Source organism: Halobacterium sp. KA-6, from assembly GCF_021029015.1.
Classification (GTDB): domain Archaea; phylum Halobacteriota; class Halobacteria; order Halobacteriales; family Halobacteriaceae; genus Halobacterium.
Map to the genome: position 1 here is coordinate 1 of NZ_JAJJZH010000011.1, position 18,626 is coordinate 18,626.

The window sequence follows — 18,626 nt, forward strand, 5'->3', positions numbered from 1 at the left end:
GCTGCAAAAGGCACTGAGCAACCGATTCTTTGACTCACTCGACGAGCTAACAACAGCGATCGACACCGCTCTCGACAAACTCTCCGTCCCTAAAGTGAGCAATTACTTCTAGTGTCTACTATAGTGTCCCCCGACTGTGCTGACGCGCCAGCGACTGTTGACGCCTGTAGTCCCGCTCCAACCGCCAACGCGGTAATGACCGAAAGTACCCCCAAGATGACGGCTGATTTTCGAAGACACCCACCCACTCGCATATAAATTGAATTGGACTAGAACACGGAAAGGCGTTATCGCCGAAAACACCTGAATAAAACCTTGTGGCCGCCAAATACAGGATTTATACAGTCTCAGTTTAACTCCCTGAATACAGGAGATACGGACCAGAAATATTGCTACTTATACCTCTAAATTGCTGTGACCAACACTTTAGCGTCGGTGCTTCATTCGACTGTGGTGCAGTCGAAACACCTTAGCCCACTCGTCGGTGTTTGCTTTACTAATGACCGACGTGCGCGAGGAGACGGCCGCACTCCTCGACGATCGACCGGGACTCGCCGGCGATCTCCGGACTCTCGTCGATGTCGACCGAAAGCGCGAAGCGTGGACGTTCGACGAAACGCCGCTTGACTCCGGGATGTTCGGCGAGCTCGTCTCCCGTGGCATCGCTACTGAAACCGAGGACGGATATCGTCTCGCGGACCGTCACGCCGTCCGGGTGGCACTTGGTGACGCCGAGCCTGAACGAACGTCCAGCAGTGCCACATCCTCTCTTCGGGATCGATTCGCCGCCACGAATATCTCCGCGCGTGTGCTTGCAGCGATCGTTGGCTGCCTGCTCGTTGTCGTCGCATTCCGCGCATTCGTCTACCCTCGCGTGTTCCGTGGGGAGCACGTCGTCCTGCTTGGGAACGACCCGTACTACTATCGGTATCTCGTCTTCTCGATGCTGGACTCCGGCGCTGGCATCCTCGATCTCCCGGCGCAAATTACGACCGGCGAACCCCTGCTTGTCGCGCTTCTCGTCGCCGTTACGCGAGTCTTCGGTGGCAGCACGAGTGTCGCGGAACTTGTGCTCGCGTGGTATCCTGTCTTCGCCGCCGTTGGGGGCGCGATCCTTTGTTATCTCCTTGCAGTAACGCTCTCGCGTGACCGCCGGGTTGGTCTGGCATCCATACTCATTCTTGCGGTCTTACCGGCCCACGCCAACCGGACCGCACTCGGCTACGCCGATCACCACGCACTGGATTTCCTCTGGCTTGGCCTCGTCGCACTCGCCGCCGTCCGCACACTCCCCACGAGGACGACGGAGTTCGAGTGGCGATCACAGCTCCCGTGGGCTGCTGTCCTCGCGGCTGGGATTGCCGCACAAGCGCATTCGTGGAACGCTGCGCCATTGCTGTTCGTGCCGTTCGTCGCCTATGCGGTCGTGCGGAGTGCAGCCCTCGTCCGTTCCGGGGATTCGCTACGTGCGGACATCCCTCTTATTGCGGGCGTCGGCGCTGGTGGGATGCTCGCTGTTGCCGGCCACGTGGTGCTTGGCTGGCAGTCGCCCAATATTGTCGTGCCGCCGCTCCTTGCGGCCGCGGCGATGGCGTTCGCAGTGGGAATGGCCACGCTGACGCGCCGGCTTGAGTGGCCCGCATGGGTGGCGTCCGTTCTGACGACTGGGAGTGGCGTGCTCACGCTCGGAGCTGTCGTCATGATCGAACCATCGTTCGGCGCCGAACTCAGCCAGGAGTTCTCCCGACTCGTGAGCATGTCCGGCAGCGACATCGTCGAGACCAAGTCGCTGTTCAGTACTGACTACGGCCTGTTCGTCGGCCCTATTTTCTTCTATGGAACTGCATTGTTGTTCGCGCTCCCCGCGGGCATGTGGGCGTTCTACGCAAAGTTTGACGAGCCGCGATGGCTGCTCACCGCGTCGTATGGCCTGGTGTTGTTCGTGCTTGCAGTGACGCAAGTCCGGTTTACAGGAGAACTCTCGCTGTTCGTCGCGGTGTTCGCAGGATTTGCCTTCGTCTACTACCTCAACGTCTTCGACATTACGGATCCGCCACAGCTATTCGCCGACAGCAACCCTCGTGAAGCTGATGACCGTGCCGTACGGTCGTTCTCGATCCCCGAACGCCGCACGCTCGTCGCGCTTGGGGTAGCGTTCCTGTTGGTCGGTGGGCTTGGGGCGATGATGACGCCACTTCGGACGAATACGGTTGTGCCGGCTGACGATACGTATGGGGCGGCGGCATGGATGGAGGATGAAGTCCAGTCCCCGGAGTGGACGAGCGACCAGCAGTACGTGTTCAGCGCATGGAGTCAGAACCGCCTCTACAACGCCTTCGTCTCTGGCGATTCCCAGAGCTATGGGTATGCCCGAGCGAATTACGTGGAGTTCCTTAGCTCAACGGATAGCCAGGGCTGGTATGAGCGCCTCCGTACCCGGGCAGCCTTCATCGTGGCTGACGAGGACTATGCGAGTGAGGACGAGACGGAGATGTTAGTCTCACGGCTCGCAGACTGGGGCAGCGGCACTAGTCACTACCGCGCTGTGTGGACTGGCGGGTCGAAAACCGTCTACACGCTCGTCCCCGGCGCGACCATCCGTGGGACGACCGACGCAAACGCCACAGTAACCGTAACACACGAGGGGACAGTATCCGGGCAGCCGTTCACGTATGAACGGACGACAACAGCGGCAGCGAACGGTACGTACACTGTGCGCGTTCCCTACGCTGGCGAGTACGACGTGGCCGGGACGACGGTCGAAGTTCCCGAGGACGCAGTGCAGAATGCCGGACAAGTAAACGCATCCACGGCGTGAAGCCGGCTATTCGACGGTGACGCTCTTCGCAAGGTTCCGCGGCTTGTCGATGGGCCGTCCTTTCTCGTTGGCGACGTGGTAGGCGAACAGTTGGAGCGCGACGTTCGCGACCACTGGCTCCATCGACCCACAGTCGGCGATATCGAAGGTGGCGTCGACGTGTACAGTCGCATCTGGGTCGCTCGCCACACCAATGACGGGCGCCCCTCGGGATTTCACTTCCTTGACGTTGTTGAGCGTCTTCTTGCGCGCGGTCTCGTTCGTGAGGAGGGCGATAACTGGGGTGTCCGGGGTGACGAGCGCGAGCGGGCCGTGCTTGAGTTCACCCGCGGCGAACCCCTCGGCGTGGTCGTAGGAGATTTCCTTGAGCTTGAGTGCACTCTCGAGGGCGACCGGGTAGCCAGCACGCCGTCCCACATAGAAGAACGCGTCACTGTCGGCGTACTCTTTGGCGATTTCTTTGATGTGGGCTTCTTCGTCGAGGACTTGCTGGATCGCGCCGGGGAGGTCGCGCAGACTTTCGAGGAGTTCCGATGCTACTTCCGTCGACATTTCGTTGCGTACCTGGCCGAGGTGGACGGCAAGGATCGCTGCGGTGGCGACCTGTGAGACGAACGTCTTCGTTGCAGCCACCCCGATCTCGGGGCCTGCACGAATGAAGACCGTATCGTCGGCCTCACGCGTAACCGTGCTCCCGAGCGTGTTCGTGAGCGCAAGCGTTCGCGTCCCGGCACGCGACGCTTCGCGGAGCGCGGAGAGCGTGTCCGCGGTTTCGCCGCTCTGCGTGATGGCGACCACCAGTGTCCGCCACGGATCGCGGCCACCCTGGAAGTCGTACTCGCTGGCGACATGGACTGTCACGCGGATGTCCGCCTTCGCTTCGAGGAGTTCTTTCGCGAACAGCCCTGCGTGATAGGATGTCCCACAGGCGACGATCTGGATTTCCTCGACGGACTGGAGGTACTCGTCGGGGAGGTCAACGTCGAGGTCGACGCCCGTCGAGAGTTCGTCGATGCGCCCGGAGATGGCTTGCCGGAGCGCGCGCGGCTGCTCGTGGATCTCCTTGAGCATGTAGTGGTCGTAGCCACTTTTGCCCGCGGCGTCGGCGTCCCAGTCGAGCGTCTCAGTCGTCCGTTCGACGCGCTCGCCGTCGTTGAAGATGGCAACACCGTCCTTGGTGATGTGTGCGATGTCGCCGTTCTCGAGGTACGTTACGCGGTTCGTGTGCTCGATGAACGCGGTGGCGTCGCTGCCGATGAACGTCTCGCCGTCCGCGTGTCCAATAAGGAGCGGGCTATCCTCCCGTGCCACGATAATCCCGTCGTGTCCGGCCGCGGTCACCGAAATCGCGTAACTGCCCTCGAGGCGGCTCATGGCGCGCTTGACCGCGGTGAGCAGGGAGACGTTGTCAGTGAGATGGGTCTCGATGAGGTGCGGAATGACTTCGGTGTCCGTGTCGCTGCGGAAGACGTGGTCGTCACGCAGTTCGGCTTTGAGGTCGTCGTAGTTCTCCACGATGCCGTTGTGGACGACTGCGACCTCGCCCGTGCAGTCGGTGTGTGGGTGGGCGTTCTCCTCGGTCGGCTCGCCGTGCGTACTCCAGCGCGTGTGGCCGATGCCACAAATGACGCCGTTGCGGGAGGGAACGGGGAGATCGCCGACCTCACCCTCGGTTTTGTGAATTGTGAGGCCGTCGCCGTTGAGTGCGATGCCCGCGGAGTCGTAGCCGCGGTATTCGAGATTCTGCAGTCCCTGATGGACGATTTTTCCCGTTGCGTCGGTGCCGATGTAGCCGGTGATTCCACACATGGTTAGCCTCGCGTGACGTGACTGCCGTCCTCAATACGGCCCTCAACCAGCGTTGCGCTGTCGACGGTCGCGTCGTTGCCGACGATCGCGCCAGGTGCGACGGTGACGTTTGCACCGATGTCGACGTTGTCGCCAGTCAATCCGCCGAACCTGACATCCTGGTAGATTGTATCGTCGAGCACTACATCAGCTGTCCCACCTTCGACAGTGGTGTTCGGGCCGAAGGACGCGTTTGCGCCGACGATACAGTCGTTCACTATTGCCCCAGACTCTATCGTGCAATCTGATAAGAGTATCGCGTTTTTCACTACTGCGCCGGCACCGATGCTCACGTTATCACCAAGCGTCACGCCGCCGAGTATCGTCGCTTGTGGGTGGACGACGATGCCGTCACCGAACACGGTGGCGTCGGCGACGACAGATGAATCGTCGATCGCTGCGTTCTGTGGGGGCTGCGGTTCGCGTTCCTCGATGAGTGCGTTGTTGACGGTGAGGAGGTCCCACGGCTTGGAGACGTCGAGCCAGCGGCCACGGTACCGGACTGCGCGAATGCGCTGGTCGTCAAGGCGCGTCGAGAGTGTATCCGTCAGCGCCTGCTCACCATAACTTTCCGTCTGGCGAATCGCCGAGAAGATACTGGGATCGAACGCGTACACGCCCGCGTTGATGAAATTCGACTTTGCGAGCTCCGGGATGGGCTGCTCCTCGATGCCGATTACGGTTTCGTCGTTGAGTTCGACGACGCCGTACTGGCTTGGGTTCTCGACTTGCGTCACGCCCATCGCCGGGTCACCGGTCTTCTGGTGGCGTTCCCACACGTCCTCGATGATCGACGCGTCGATGATGCGGTCGCCGTTCAACGCGATGAATGATTCGCCGACCTGTGCTTCCGCTTGGAGGAGCGCGTGCCCCGTGCCAAGCTGTGGATCTTGGATAGCGTAGGTGATATCGACGCTCCACGCGTCGCCGTTCTCGAAGTGGCGCTGCACGCGTTCGCGATTCGACCCGACGACAAGGACAATCTCGGAGATACCGGCTTCGACGAGCGCGTCAACGATATGTTCTAGGAGAGGGCGGTTCGCGATGGGAATCATCGGCTTCGGCCGGTTCTCAGTGAGCGGCCACAGCCGCTTACCCTTCCCCGCTGCGAGTATGACAGCCTGCATTACCAGTCTAGTGGTCGCCCCGGTTCTTATCAGTTGTCACGCGTTCACCAAGCGATGTTAGCGTCCCCGTGCCGAGCGTCACGCCAGCGTTCAAGCTCGTGTTGATGCCGGTCTTCGTGTCATCACCGACGACCACACCGAGCTTCCGGCGACCGGTATCCACCATCTCACCTTTCACCTGAACGTGGACGGTATCTTCGTCATGGCGGAGGTTGGCGACCTTCGTCCCTGCGCCGAAGTTTACGTCCGCACCGAGCACGCTATCGCCGACGTACGCGTGGTGGCTCACGGCCGTTCCAGCCAGCAGAATCGAGTTCTTGATTTCGACGGCGTTCCCAACGCGGACGTCCGGCCCGATGACGGTCGACCCACGAACGTACGCGTTCGGCCCCACGTCTGCACCCGCCTGAATTCGCACCGGTCCCTCGATGTATGCCCCGTCGCGAACCCGCGCGCCCGCTTCGACAACGACGGATCCCTTGAGCGTCGCGCCTGCTTCTACTTCGCCTTGGATATCTCGGTCGAGGTCGTCGAGGAGGTAGCTGTTCGCTTCCAGGAGCTCCCACGGCCGCCCGATGTCCAGCCAGGGGCCATCGTATTCGACGGCAGTGACGCCATCGTCGAGGGCCATCTCGAGGGCGTCCGTAAGTTCGTACTCGCCGCGCTCGCTGAGCTCCGTCCGCTTGATATTTTCGAAGATCTGGGGCGTGAACCGGTAGAGGCCGAGGTTTGCGAGATTCGTCGGCGGGTCCGTCGGCTTCTCGACGACGCTTGTCACCTGGTCGCCGTCGAGTTCGACGACGCCGTACGCACTCGGGTTCTCGACGGGCATCACGGCCATCGCTGTCCCCGACTGTGCTGCCAGCTTCTCGACGAGTGCGGCCGTGACGTAGACGTCCCCGTTCAACACGAGCACGTCCTCGTCGACGTACGGTTCGGCCTTCCCGACGGCGTGTGCAGTCCCGAGCTGTTCGGCTTGCTCGACATACTCCACGGGAAGCCCCTCATACGTCTCGTCGACGCGGTCGCGTATCTGGTCGCCCTCGTAGCCGACGATCACGACGTAGCTGTCGACGTACGGCGCGGCGACGTCGAGGACGTGTTCAAGAATCGGTTTTCCCGCAACCGGGAGCAGCGGTTTCGGCCGCCCGTCTGTTAACGGCCCCATGCGTGTTCCCTGGCCGGCAGCGACGACAATAGCCTGCATCGTTTCTACAGTCCCGTTACTCGTCGCGCGCTTAAGTTTGCAGGAACCCTCGCTGGTGTTCGACCGGCAAGCCTGTCAAAGTCGGAGCGTTTAACCCTGCTAGCCACCCAAACGAGAGATGATGAACGGGGGTTGGCGGTACCGCGTTGGAAGCGCCTTCGGCGTCGCAGCGCTGACCGCGCTCGCAGTCACCGTCGCGAACAGCCCCACCATCCAAGGTATTCTGGGTGCGCTACCCCTCATCGGACGGCTTTCCGCCAACCCCCCAGCGGGCGCGGAGGGCCTCCTCGAAACTGCAACGACCGTCGCGGTCGTGACCGCCGTGTTCGTACCCCTCTACAAGCCTCGCCCGCGCCGGATTCTCGACGTCGTCGTGTTCGCGCAGAAACGCGTTCTCGTCGCGATGCTCGCGCTCGCTGCCATCGGCTACTTCGACTACACGTATCGGCTGCCGCGGACGACGCTACTCGTGGTGTCGCCAGTGTTGTTCGTCGCACTCCCCGCGTGGTTCGTGTGGATTCGCCGCCGGCCGAGTAGTGACGTCAAGCGCGCCATCCTCATCGGCGACGACGCGGAAGAAATTGAGCGCCTCGCTAGCGACGCCGACATCCCGATTCGAGGGTATCTCTGTCCGACGAGCGCGTTCGACCGCGTCGCAAGCGCGTCGCCGCCGTCGGCGGTCGTCGCGGATAGTGGGTTTACACTCCACGGCATGGAACGGCTCGGTGGCCTCTCGCGCATCGAGGACGTGCTCGTCGAATACGATATCGACACGGTCGTGCTCGCATTTGAACACACCGACCGCGCGGAGTTCTTCGGCGCCCTCAACGCCTGCTACGAACACGGCGTCAACGCGAAAGTCCATCGCAACCACGCCGACCAGGTGTTGACCTCGGACAGTGACGTCGGGACGCTCGTCGACGTCGATATCGAACCATGGGACATCCAAGACTATGTGCTCAAGCGCGGCTTTGACCTCGCCTTCTCGACGGTTGGTTTGGTTGCGTTAAGTCCCATCATTCTCGCGATCGTCGTTGCGATTAAGCTCGATGACGGTGGTTCCGTCCTGTACAAGCAGGAACGGACAGCTGTCTTCGGTGAGACGTTCGACGTGTACAAGTTTCGGTCGATGATCGAGAACGCCGAAGAGGAAACTGGCGCTAAAATTAGCGACGAGGACGAGGGTGGTGTCGACCCGCGCGTAACGCGAGTGGGGCGCATCCTTCGGGAGACGCACCTCGACGAGATTCCTCAGCTGTGGGCAGTCCTGAAGGGCGACATGAGCGTGGTCGGTCCGCGGCCCGAGCGGCCGGAACTGGATTCGGACATTCAGACTGGCGTCATCGATTGGCGAAAGCGCTGGTTCGTCAAGCCCGGACTGACTGGGCTCGCCCAGGTAAACGATGTAACCGGCACGGAGCCGGCAGAGAAGATTCGCTACGACCTTCAGTACGTCAAACAACAATCGTTCTCGTTCGACATGAAACTCGTCATCCGGCAAGTGTGGAAAGTGGTTGTTGACGCCATCGAAGCGTTCCGCTAACCAACGTCTAGGAGTGATACTCCTATCGATATTAAGCCACTTGTTAAGCTTAGGAAACATTACATGGCGGTGTTCAGATAAGGATTGAAAGGTGAGGCGGAGCGTTTTCTGAGTAATCTATGCCCGAAAACGCCCGCCTCAACGGGAATGTCGACCAGATTGACTTAGAGTTTGTTGAACGAGAAGCGACACCGCAGCTGCTGATGAAGCTCAGTATTCAACTCCACCTAGCTGGACTCTCGCTTTCGAATACTGTTTCTATTCTTGAGATATTCGGTGTCGAGCGTGCTCGATCAACCGTTCATAATTGGGTTCACAAGGCCGACCTACAGCCTGAACCTGGTCGGTGTCCGGATCACATTGCGGTTGACGAGACCGTAATCCAACTCGACGACGAGCAATATTGGCTGTACGCCGCTGTTGATCCCGAAACAAATGAATTACTGCATACAAAGCTTGAACCGACGACAACGAAGGTTCTCGCTCATTCGTTTCTGACGGAACTCTCCGAGAAACACGACGTCTCCGACGCCGTGTTTCTCGTCGATGGATCGCACTCGTTACAAGACGCGTGTCAGCGTCACGGCTTCGATTTCAGAGACGAGAAACATGGAAATCGGAATGCTGTCGAACGTGTCTTCCGCGAGATAAAACGGCGAACTCTCTGTCTCTCAAACTGTTTCAGCAACGCCGAAACAGAAACTGCCGACTACTAGCTCAGATCGTTCAGCTTCGCATGGAATCAGCTTATCTGAACACTACCTTCGAACGACAACGAGCTGCGGGCAACGAGGCGACTGCGTCGTCTCGGGCCGTGCGAGCGGTCCGATGGCCCGGGAGCAAAATCCGAGACAGCCGGCGACTTCAACTGTTGACCATAAAATAGCCAGCTTTAGCTGCTTATGTGAACAATCCTGCCGAAGTACCGAACAATATTATTCAGACGCCGATTTCCCGACCACATAAGCCCTGAATCACCCAAAATCTGGCTCACTTCTTTCGCCGCTCTCTACAATGTCATACTCAAAGCTATCCCCCCTTGACTGAATCCGGCATCTTTTTCTTGGAATGTGGGAAGAATGGCACATGCGAGACGTTCTATTGATTACGATAGACTCACTCCGGTCCGACCATCTCGGATGCTACGGGTATGATCGGGACATCTCCCCAAATATTGACGAGATCTCACGAGAGTCGATCACGCTAGACAACGCCTTCGCGAACGGTTGTAGCACTCCAATTTCATTTCCATCGATTTTGACGTCCTCCTATGCTCTACACCACGGCGGGTATCCACCTATCACCGAACTATCTGAGAACCGTAGTTTCGTTTCAGAACCGTTAGCAGAGAACGGATACAGGACAGTCGGTATTCACTCGAATCCGCATCTGTTCGCCGACCTGGGGTACGGTCGAGGGTTCTCGGAGTTTTTTGACTCACAATCGAGCACCGGACTAATCGGACGGCTTCGAAACTACCTTAACAACAATTTTCAGGACAACTCGCTTGTCTACCGAGGCGTCAAGCGGCTTTACTATTCTGTCCGGAGCGCCGGATTCGATCCGGGACTGCCCTACGTCCGTGCCGAGGATATCTCCGATATGGCGATAGAGGCCGTGGAGACGGGCGGGAACAACCAGTTTATCTGGGCACACTACATGGATGTACACAATCCGTTTGTCCCACCCAGTGACGTACAGGAAGCAGTCAATGGAGTGGTAGTACCGCGTCGGCGGGCAGTCCAGCTAACGAACAAATTATTAGACGCTCCCGAGGATGTGACGGACGATGAACTAGACGTACTCTTAGATTTGTACGACGCTGAGATACAATACACAGACCGGGAAGTCGGGAGGCTTATCGATCGTGCGAGAACGGAGCTTGAAAACCCACTAATCATCATAACTTCCGATCATGGAGAGGAGTTCCTAGACCACGGTGGTTCGTCCCACGGAGCTTTGTACGATGAAATCATCAGCGTCCCCCTGATCGTTTATGACGGGGAACAGGAGGGTATTGTTGAGCAATCAGTTAGTCTGATTGACATAGCCCCGACTATCCTTGACTACCTTTCCATCGACACTCCATCTGCGTTCGACGGCGAAAGTTTCCGGCCGCTGATTACTGAACAGCGAGATGAAGACTCACGTTTCATTTTAAGCGAGTGTGGTAAACCAGGTGGCCCCTACAACGTCAGTTGTCGTTATGACGGAATGAAATATATCTACTCAACTAGTTCGGACGACGAATTGTACAATATAAGGCGAGACCCGTCGGAGACAAAGAATCTTTTCGTTGAGCAGACAGTCCCACAAGATTTGAAAAATCAGGTCGATACCCATCTAGAGCGGATCAAGGACGAGATGGATGAGCCAAGTGGAGCCATTTCGGTCGACGGAGAAATCGAAAATCGGCTCTCTGCGCTTGGATACAAGTAACTAGTAGCCAAGTCGCTATATGGACCTTCAGAAAAAGTCAATAGTAAGTCTCGTTTCAATATCCCTTATTGGAGGGTTACTGGGGAAGGGGTTACGCTATTTGACGAACGTCGTCATCGCGCGGGAACTCGGAGCAGAAGCGCTAGGGATTTTCGCAGTAGGGGTGGTTTCGGTCAAATTCCTCGGAGTAGTTTCGCGGCTAGGCTTGGACAAAGCTCCTCCAAAGTTTATCCCCAGCCAAGAAGATGATTCAAAGATTAGCGGGACAGTGATTCTGAGTCTTGGGATGCCAATCCTGGTCGGTATCTTAGTTTCAGTAGTCGGGTACGTCGTTCTGGACAAAATTGATGCATTCGGCTATGAAGACTCGCTACGCTTGTTCTTCGTTGGAGTGCCAGTTATTGCCTCGATGATGGTCGGCGTTTCGGCCACGACAGGATTCAAAGAAACAAAGTATTCGGTATATGTCAAGGATCTCATACAGTCATTCTCCGCCCTACTTTTCGTGGGTATCGGCGCCTATCTGGTCGACAGTCTCCAGTTCTCCATCCTAGGGTACATAGCCTCGTTTGTACTTGGATTGGGCGCATCAGTTTACTTCCTGTTCAAATTAGGTGCGTTCGATGCACGTCCGGATTTCGAGGTTGGAAAGGTCCTGACGTTCTCGGTACCACTACTCGTGGCTTCGATGACACAATTCGTCGTGTCGTGGACTGATATCTTCATGCTCGGGTTGTTCGTGCCAGCGAATGAAGTCGGATGGTATCAAGCAGCTTATCAGACATCAATTCTCCTGTTAGTGGGTCTCTCATCAGTAAATACAATCTTTCCGTCAATTGCATCTGGACTCTTCAGTGACGGTTCGATGACCGAATTGGGTAAGATCTACAGAGTAGTGACTAAATGGCTTGCATATATTAGTTCTCTATTGTTTGTGCTGATTGTTATATTCCACTCTGAAATACTAAGCATATTCAAAATATCGGCTACCGAAGCCAAGATCGCACTCGTAATCCTCTGTTTCGGGCAGACAGCATCCGCCGTTACCGGCCCTGTTGGACTCTTACTCATCATGTCCGACAGGGAGAGAGTAGAAAGCGTAAACAGCACCTTGTTAGCGGTGCTGAATCTTGGGCTGAATTTCTTTTTGATTCAAGAGATGGGAATCGTCGGAGCCGCTATTGCGACTGCAGCATCTATCACGATACTAAATATTGTTCGGGTGACGCAAGTCTGGTGGTTCTTCGGATTCAAACCAATTGATTACAGTTACTATAAGGGAGTTTTCGGTATCGCCGGGGCAACGCTATTCGCGGTAATGGCAGCACGGATGACACCCAACGGAATATTCAGCATGATGGTGATATCTGGGTTTGCCGTCGTGATATTCTCTGTAACCATTATTTTGTTTGGTTTTGGTGAAGATAATGAGGTTATATTGCAGAACATAAAGTAGTGGGTGAAGACTCGAAGCGGGTACAGAACCGTTGGATGTGTTTCAGCATGCCAATACGTGCCTATGAATGGCAGCTACTTGTATCCGAGATCCTCCAGACGCTTGTTGACAACCGATCTCTCGATTGTTTTTCTAGGCCCACTGGTCTCACTGATAACTTCTTTCCGTTCGGTAGCGTTCATCACCAGCCATGGTACCGTAGTCAGAGATTCAACATATGTACCCCGTGGATGGCCCCATTCCGTGACTGGGATCGGCGAACTCCGTTCCCCGAGAAGATTACCGTGATCTGAGGTGACGACCGTCTTTCCATTCAGATCGCTACATAGTTTTTTCACATCTGGTAGAACAGCGCTGAGGTTGCTGTGATACGAGTCAATTACGCGTTCTTCGTCTATTTTGTTTCCGTTCTTGGTGAGTTTTTCCCAAATGTTTAAAGATTCTCCGTCAAAGTCTCCAGTGCCTGTTTCAATATCACCAGCGATAAATGGATAGTGCGGTTGTACGTAGTGTACTATCAGTCGCTTCCGTGGATATTTCTGTTCCGCTTCAAGTGCATATTCCGTTACAGTCTCCGGACGAACAGTTCCGTAATCCTTGTCCCACCCGTTCTCAGCCCAGACGTTTACTTCCGCGTGAAAATTTGTATCGACAGATTTATTATTGTAGTATAATTGTGGATTCGCCGTAACGTACACTGTGTCGTTCAGTTCCTGCCGGCCGAAGTTCCCATTCAGGAACTCAACCGTCGTGGACCCCCGTGAGGTACGTCGTTGTAAGTTGCCCTCAAGATCAGATTTAGACTCAAACATATCATACCGGCAGGCATCAAGTATAACCAAGTTATCCCAATCCTCAGAGATGACATCCATGCCGTGGGGGTTATACTGTCGAGTGTAGAATCGGGTGTGATAGAGGCGGTTGAGTTCACTCAATATTGACTTCGGGTTAGAAATCGCACTTTTGAGATCGTCTAGTCCATACATGGGTGTCTGGATAAACCCGGGAATTCATCAGAGAAGTATCTTCCCGTTTACACCGCCTGAAATAGCAGTGCTCTTGCCGCGTAGATTGTTGGTGAGTTAGAGTGCAGTTTCGAGAATGATTTTCAGCGCTTCTTTCCCCGGTTTTCGGAAGACTTCACGGCGGAATTGGAACGCTCTGAGATATGGTGTGAGTTTGTCTTTGGAGACGCCTCGATGCGGCGAGGGCCACCGTCGCGTCAGCGACGCGTGGCTCTCGCAGGTGTTCACGTGCACATCTCCGTCAACATACTCACCGTCGCCGTAGACGACGTATTCTCGGTTGAATGCGTCGTCTTCGTCGGGTGGGCCGTACGCCCGAAAGCCGTCAGTATAGACGGCCAACCACTCCTCATTTCGGTCAGCAAGTAGTAGTAGGGTCGTCGATTCATCCGCGGCTTTCGCCAGGATCACGTACCGCTCACACTGCCACGATCTGCGAGAACGAACACGGTGAGTTTGTCTGTTCGTACGATCCTCGTCTGCGCGTGGAGAGGGCACGCGAATGCGCCGGGCCTTCGCACTCGCGGCCTTTGAGACCGGCTTTCACGTACAGTTCGTCGATTTCGACCGGGCCTTCCAGCTGTCGTGAGGCGCGTCCAGCGCTTCTTGCGAGCGCTGGACGCGCCGGTATATCGTCTTATAGGAAACGTCGATCTCCGCGTTTAACCGTCTGAGACTCGTGTTGATCCGGATGTAGGTGTAGACAGCGAGAAACCACTTTCTGAGTGCCACCGCCGAGTGTTCGAAGACAGTGCCGGTCTGATCGTTGAACATGCGGTCGCAATTCTCACAGAGATACCGCTGAAACACCCGATAGCTGCCGTACCGAATCACAGATCCGCCACGGCAGCGTGGGCAGTAGACGCCATCACGCCAGCGAATCTGTACCAGCAGATTCGCGGCCCGACGCTCCAAGACGAACGTCTTGATTGGCATCATCGTTCGTCGGGTGACGCGGTCGTGTCACCCCTGCCCTCTGTGACTGCTAGCTACTGCTGAAAACTGACCACAATCCTCTACCCAAGAGCGAATAGCAAATTCAAGATTTATAGCGGTATTCCACAGTACTGAGACGCTGGATAATACTGAGGCCATGTACATGTCGGGGTGGGCCTCTGAAAAAAGAAACTCCTAAGAGGTGCCGTCTCAGAACAATAGTGACGCATAATCCTCAAGTATGTACTCGGTGTTGGTTTTCACTCTTGTTTCATCACTGTTGCTTGCCGTGGGGATACTGTTCGCGGTAGTTTATAGGGCCGGAGCCTATCGGAGGGTCATTCTCGTCTCTATGCTAGCAAAGCTATCGACTATTCTGCTCAATAGCCGTCTGAACTTAATATCAAAGGCAGATTTGAGTGATTATCTCCCACATTTCTTACAGTTTCACGATGCCTTGGTTACCGGTTCGCTTGTCGACTTCATTGGTATCCACGTCTCTGCCTATACGTTATTCTATCCCGGGTGGCTGTTCGCCCTCCCAGTCAGTACTGGCGATGCTATCCTCATGATCAGACTGGCGAACACTGTTGTGAGTGTGTTTCTCCTGTATCCACTCAACGAGCTGAGTAAGGATGTGTTTGGAACAGACTTAGACAGATGGCAGGCACTGTTGCTGCTTACATGGCCATCGTATGTCCCGTTCACAATTACGATCGGTCGGACCCAATTGAGCGTCTTCTTGGTGCTGTTATCGTTAGTTTTGATAAACAGGTTCATGAGGGAGCGGTCGATTTCCTCAATAGGACTCGCAATTTCAGCAGTTAGCCTATCGACAATCTTGCGGATTCATTACATTGTGTTTCCAGCCTCTTACGCACTGTTAGCCATTGTAATCAATACTAGGAGCCGCCTTGACAATAGGGAATTCATTTACTTCAATATGATAAGCTCCACAATTTTAGGCACAGTATCACTGGCAACATATTCCTACCTAGTAAAATTGTATACAGGTCAGACGCCAAGTTCTATTGACTTTATCATTAATTCTGCACGGGTGACTGCTACTGGCGGATCAGCATACCTCACGTCACTCTATCCGTCCGGATACATCGATTTGGTCTGGTACCTTCCATTACAGGGGTTTTATTTCCTCTTCTCTCCCATGCCCTGGCAGGCACTTCACCCAAGTGCTTCCGCGATATTAGTGGTGACAGCAGTTGAGACTTGGATGTTTTTAGGCCTCATTATAATATCTTTCGGACGCAATATGGGATACATCCGGACAAACAAACGGCTACTGACTTTGCTGGCTATGGTGTTTCTGGTAAGCGTAGGGCTGGGAGCGGGCGTAAAAAACGCTGGCGGTGCACACCGCTGGCGGATGCCTCTACAACTCCTACTCATCCTTATATCCACAACATTATTAACCCGCTCAGATGGATAGATCTAATAAGAACGGTTTCCCTTGAATAGAGTGATATTCTGATGGTCAAGGTAAGCGTTGTCACAACTGTCTACAATGGTGAAGAGTATCTCGCAGAGGTGGCAAACTCAATCACCGACCAGCAGTTCGAAAATTTCGAGTGGATACTTGTTGACGATGGCTCCTCTGACAATTCACTGGGGCGTATGGAGTCAATCACTGACGACCTAGATTTCGCGGAACTATACGCGCCCGGCCGTCTCGGACGCCCCAAGGCATTAAATTTCGGTATAGAAAAGGCGAATGGAGAGTACATTGCACCACAGGACGTTGACGATGTCTCGTATCCGAACCGACTGTCTGAGGAAGCGACATTCTTGGACGACCACCCTGAAGTTGGTGCAGTGGGCGGGCATGCAGTGATTGAGAACACTATGCGCGGTGAGGAATACGTCTGGAAACCCCCGTCACGATACGCCGAACTCAGAAATGCATTGTCGAAGTACGTCCCCATCGTTCACACTCTTGCCATGTTTAGGAAAGAGGCGTGGCGGGATGCAGGGGGGTATCCAACGGCAGATGGTAATCTACCCATTATGTACCGTGAAGCAGCAGAGAAAGGGCTTGAGGACCTCGTTTTGTGGATCGAGATGGCAACGAGTGGTTGGGAGTTACGCAACCTTGAGTCAGTGGTTGGTAAACACCACGTTCACGGTGAGAGTTCGTGGTACAGTAAGAGTTCGTACATGAGCCGACAACTGACGCTGGCGAGAGTACAGTACGCCGCAATCAAGAAGCTCAACCTCCCATTACGGAACCTAGTCTATCTCCCCGGGCGCTTAGTCTACTCCATTTCACCACCGTTGTTAAAAAAGGGGATAAGGTGGCTGCAGCCAGAGGTGTCAGAGGAATGAAAAATAATAGCTCGCTGCGTATTATGTTCGTTTCTACCTCGATGGGTCTCGGTGGGGCCGATAAGAAGATCCTATCGTTGACCAAAGCATATCTTCAGAATGGACACGATGTGAAGATAGTTTCACTTGTGCCAATCGGTCCGATGGGTGTGCAGGCCCGAGAGTCAGGTGCTGAGGTGATATCCCTCGATATCGCGAAGAGTCCGAGTGCAGTACTTGACGTAATTGACCTCGTCAGAGAAATCCGGTCGTTCCAACCTGACGTGCTTCACGCACAGATGTACTACGCAAACATCCTGAGTCGAGTAGTTCGACCACTCACTGGGGTGGAGTCGCTCGTTTGTACGGTTCAAAACACCTACGAACGTGATCCGGAGTCGGGGAAGGGAGCAGACAGATCTCTGGTCGAGCATCTATACAGAGCAACCAAATCGCTTGACGATCTCACGAGTTTCGTGAGCACGCGTGCAAAACAACGCTACGTGGATGTAAGAGCCGTCTCCGAAGAGAAGGCGACAGTGGTGCCGAACGGGACCGATACCAGTGAGTTCGTACCATCCGCCGAGTCGCGGTCCAGATTACGTTCGGAATTCGACGTAGAAGAGACGTTCGTGTGGCTCGCAGTCGGACGGCTCTGGCGGCAGAAGGATTATCCAACTCTCTTAGAAGCGTTCTCAGAAATCGACGGGGAAGCCGAACTATGGATTGTGGGCAAAGGCCCACTCCTCAACGACCTCATTGAACTGCGAAACAATCTGGGATTGCAGTCAAGGGTACGGTTTATTGGGCCGGTTCAACCCCAAAAAGTCCCAGAGTACATGAACGCAGCTGATGCGTTCGTGCTTTCATCGTCTTGGGAGGGGTTGCCGCTTGTGCTGACTGAAGCGATGTCGGTTGAACTACCAGTCGTTGCGACGACGAGTGGAGGCTCAAAAGATATCATTGAAGACGGAAAGTCAGGGTTTCTCGTCCCGCCGGAGTCTCCTGAAAAGTTGACCGAAAAGTTAGATTACGTTATGAGCATGGGACCAGAAGAAAGGGCAAAAATTGGTAGGAACGCACGTGAGCGAATAACGAGGGAGTTCAGTATGTCGGCGATATCGGAACGGTGGGAGGAAATCTATGAACAACTACACAGCCAAGACGTTATTCCTGATTGTTATCTGTGATAAATAGTAGTCAACCACTGGTTGCGAACCACTGCTCCTCAGATAGCTTGTTAAGCGTGTAGTTACGGGACTCGAAAGCACTCTCGAAGGCCCGCTTTTCTTCCTGAGAGTGGGTTTCGACAAGCCAGTCGGGTTTTTGTTCCAAGACTTTAGCCGCCCCGTCAATCAGTGCAGCCCCAGCACCTTCGACATCAACCTTAATTAGGTCCGGATACACCCCCGCCTGAAGGGAGTAGCTATCCAACGTGGTACTATCGACCACGATCTTATTGTCGTCCTGATCAGAACTCACAATACTGTGCGAGTCGCTTCTACCAACCTGTAATTCAACCTCACCGCTGACGTTGCTGACCGCTGATGGGACTACTTTTATTTGCTCCTCAGCTTTGTTGGTCGATATGTTTTCTTCTAGTCGTGTAAGATTAGCCGGGTGTGGCTCGAAAGCATGGATACTAAGATTTTCTGAGATCGTTCCCAGAATAGAATACGTTCCAATGTGGGCACCGACGTCAAAGAACGTGTGATATTTCGAGATTCGTTCTACGAATAATTTCTGAACGTCTGGTTCTCTGAAATTGAGAGGAAACCCCATTTCGCGGTCAAGATACACATTCAATATTTTTCGCGGGGCAAGTCGATATGGGACCGGAAGTTTCCAATGTGGGAGGTAGGAAGTTGCGCGGGAGAGATTCTGTGGTACCATATGCTGTCTTACTAT

13 protein-coding genes and 2 pseudogenes are annotated in these 18,626 nt (G+C 55.0%); 9 read left to right on the top strand and 6 right to left on the bottom strand.

Annotated elements, in window-relative coordinates; genetic code table 11:
* Positions 1 to 112: pseudogene (locus LPA46_RS16190) on the top strand (IS630 family transposase); the annotation flags it as partial.
* Positions 113 to 499: 387 nt separating this feature from the next.
* A complete protein-coding gene (locus LPA46_RS16195; RefSeq protein ID WP_230893389.1) occupies positions 500 to 2,818 on the top strand; it encodes an STT3 domain-containing protein in 2,319 nt (772 codons plus the stop codon).
* A 6-nt stretch (positions 2,819 to 2,824) separates the two neighbouring features.
* Here LPA46_RS16195 and glmS read toward each other — a convergent pair whose 3' ends face one another.
* From glmS to glmU, 3 genes are read right to left on the bottom strand one after another with little or no spacing between them, the layout of a single operon-like run.
* On the bottom strand, positions 2,825 to 4,627 hold the full coding sequence (glmS, locus tag LPA46_RS16200; RefSeq protein ID WP_230893390.1) for a glutamine--fructose-6-phosphate transaminase (isomerizing): 1,803 nt from the start codon (positions 4,625 to 4,627) through the stop codon (positions 2,825 to 2,827).
* A gap of 2 nt (positions 4,628 to 4,629) precedes the next feature.
* Positions 4,630 to 5,793, bottom strand: coding sequence for a sugar phosphate nucleotidyltransferase (locus tag LPA46_RS16205; protein WP_230893391.1), 1,164 nt, complete (start codon positions 5,791 to 5,793; stop codon positions 4,630 to 4,632).
* Positions 5,794 to 5,800: 7 nt separating this feature from the next.
* Entirely contained in the window at positions 5,801 to 7,000 is a 1,200-nt protein-coding gene (glmU, locus tag LPA46_RS16210) for a bifunctional sugar-1-phosphate nucleotidylyltransferase/acetyltransferase (protein ID WP_230893392.1), read from the bottom strand.
* Between the two features lie 121 nt (positions 7,001 to 7,121).
* Between glmU and LPA46_RS16215 the strand changes: the two genes are divergently transcribed.
* The 4 genes from LPA46_RS16215 (at position 7,122) to LPA46_RS16230 (ending at position 12,438) form a co-directional block, all read left to right on the top strand.
* Complete coding sequence (locus LPA46_RS16215; protein WP_230893471.1) at positions 7,122 to 8,543, top strand: sugar transferase; 1,422 nt, start codon at positions 7,122 to 7,124, stop codon at positions 8,541 to 8,543.
* A gap of 119 nt (positions 8,544 to 8,662) precedes the next feature.
* Complete coding sequence (locus tag LPA46_RS16220; RefSeq protein ID WP_230893393.1) at positions 8,663 to 9,259, top strand: IS6 family transposase; 597 nt, start codon at positions 8,663 to 8,665, stop codon at positions 9,257 to 9,259.
* Between the two features lie 370 nt (positions 9,260 to 9,629).
* Positions 9,630 to 10,982: a sulfatase gene (locus LPA46_RS16225; protein WP_230893394.1), complete on the top strand. Its 1,353-nt coding sequence runs from the start codon at positions 9,630 to 9,632 to the stop codon at positions 10,980 to 10,982.
* A 19-nt stretch (positions 10,983 to 11,001) separates the two neighbouring features.
* Positions 11,002 to 12,438, top strand: coding sequence for an oligosaccharide flippase family protein (locus LPA46_RS16230; protein ID WP_230893395.1), 1,437 nt, complete (start codon positions 11,002 to 11,004; stop codon positions 12,436 to 12,438).
* A 74-nt stretch (positions 12,439 to 12,512) separates the two neighbouring features.
* Here LPA46_RS16230 and LPA46_RS16235 read toward each other — a convergent pair whose 3' ends face one another.
* The gene (locus LPA46_RS16235) at positions 12,513 to 13,373 is read right to left on the bottom strand and encodes a hypothetical protein (protein ID WP_230893396.1); all 861 of its coding nucleotides are present in this window, start codon (positions 13,371 to 13,373) and stop codon (positions 12,513 to 12,515) included.
* A 147-nt stretch (positions 13,374 to 13,520) separates the two neighbouring features.
* Positions 13,521 to 14,402: pseudogene (locus tag LPA46_RS16240) on the bottom strand (IS1595 family transposase).
* Between the two features lie 238 nt (positions 14,403 to 14,640).
* On the opposite strand from LPA46_RS16240, the gene LPA46_RS16245 reads away from it, so the two are divergent.
* The 3 genes from LPA46_RS16245 to LPA46_RS16255 are packed head-to-tail and all read left to right on the top strand — an operon-like array spanning position 14,641 to position 17,908.
* Positions 14,641 to 15,846: a hypothetical protein gene (locus tag LPA46_RS16245; RefSeq protein ID WP_230893397.1), complete on the top strand. Its 1,206-nt coding sequence runs from the start codon at positions 14,641 to 14,643 to the stop codon at positions 15,844 to 15,846.
* A 41-nt stretch (positions 15,847 to 15,887) separates the two neighbouring features.
* Positions 15,888 to 16,739, top strand: coding sequence for a glycosyltransferase family 2 protein (locus LPA46_RS16250; protein ID WP_230893398.1), 852 nt, complete (start codon positions 15,888 to 15,890; stop codon positions 16,737 to 16,739).
* A gap of 41 nt (positions 16,740 to 16,780) precedes the next feature.
* Positions 16,781 to 17,908, top strand: a complete 1,128-nt coding sequence (locus LPA46_RS16255) for a glycosyltransferase (protein WP_230893399.1) — start codon at positions 16,781 to 16,783, stop codon at positions 17,906 to 17,908.
* 10 nt (positions 17,909 to 17,918) lie between these two features.
* On the opposite strand, the gene LPA46_RS16260 is transcribed toward LPA46_RS16255, so the two are convergent.
* Positions 17,919 to 18,611 (bottom strand): FkbM family methyltransferase, encoded by a 693-nt coding sequence (locus LPA46_RS16260; protein ID WP_230893400.1) that lies wholly within the window; start codon positions 18,609 to 18,611, stop codon positions 17,919 to 17,921.
* Between the last annotated feature and the right edge of the window lie 15 nt (positions 18,612 to 18,626).

Excerpts from the sequence above, each read along its gene's own strand:
- LPA46_RS16220 (WP_230893393.1), top strand. The coding sequence starts at position 8,663 with ATGCCCGAAAACGCCCGCCTCAACGGGAATGTCGACCAGATTGACTTA.
- glmS (WP_230893390.1), bottom strand. The coding sequence starts at position 4,627 with ATGTGTGGAATCACCGGCTACATCGGCACCGACGCAACGGGAAAAATC.
- LPA46_RS16205 (WP_230893391.1), bottom strand. The coding sequence starts at position 5,793 with ATGCAGGCTGTCATACTCGCAGCGGGGAAGGGTAAGCGGCTGTGGCCG.
- LPA46_RS16245 (WP_230893397.1), top strand. The coding sequence starts at position 14,641 with ATGTACTCGGTGTTGGTTTTCACTCTTGTTTCATCACTGTTGCTTGCC.
- LPA46_RS16260 (WP_230893400.1), bottom strand. The coding sequence starts at position 18,611 with ATGGTACCACAGAATCTCTCCCGCGCAACTTCCTACCTCCCACATTGG.
- glmU (WP_230893392.1), bottom strand. The coding sequence starts at position 7,000 with ATGCAGGCTATTGTCGTCGCTGCCGGCCAGGGAACACGCATGGGGCCG.
- LPA46_RS16250 (WP_230893398.1), top strand. The coding sequence starts at position 15,888 with ATGGTCAAGGTAAGCGTTGTCACAACTGTCTACAATGGTGAAGAGTAT.
- LPA46_RS16215 (WP_230893471.1), top strand. The coding sequence starts at position 7,122 with ATGAACGGGGGTTGGCGGTACCGCGTTGGAAGCGCCTTCGGCGTCGCA.
- LPA46_RS16230 (WP_230893395.1), top strand. The coding sequence starts at position 11,002 with ATGGACCTTCAGAAAAAGTCAATAGTAAGTCTCGTTTCAATATCCCTT.
- LPA46_RS16225 (WP_230893394.1), top strand. The coding sequence starts at position 9,630 with ATGCGAGACGTTCTATTGATTACGATAGACTCACTCCGGTCCGACCAT.
- LPA46_RS16255 (WP_230893399.1), top strand. The coding sequence starts at position 16,781 with ATGGGTCTCGGTGGGGCCGATAAGAAGATCCTATCGTTGACCAAAGCA.
- LPA46_RS16195 (WP_230893389.1), top strand. The coding sequence starts at position 500 with ATGACCGACGTGCGCGAGGAGACGGCCGCACTCCTCGACGATCGACCG.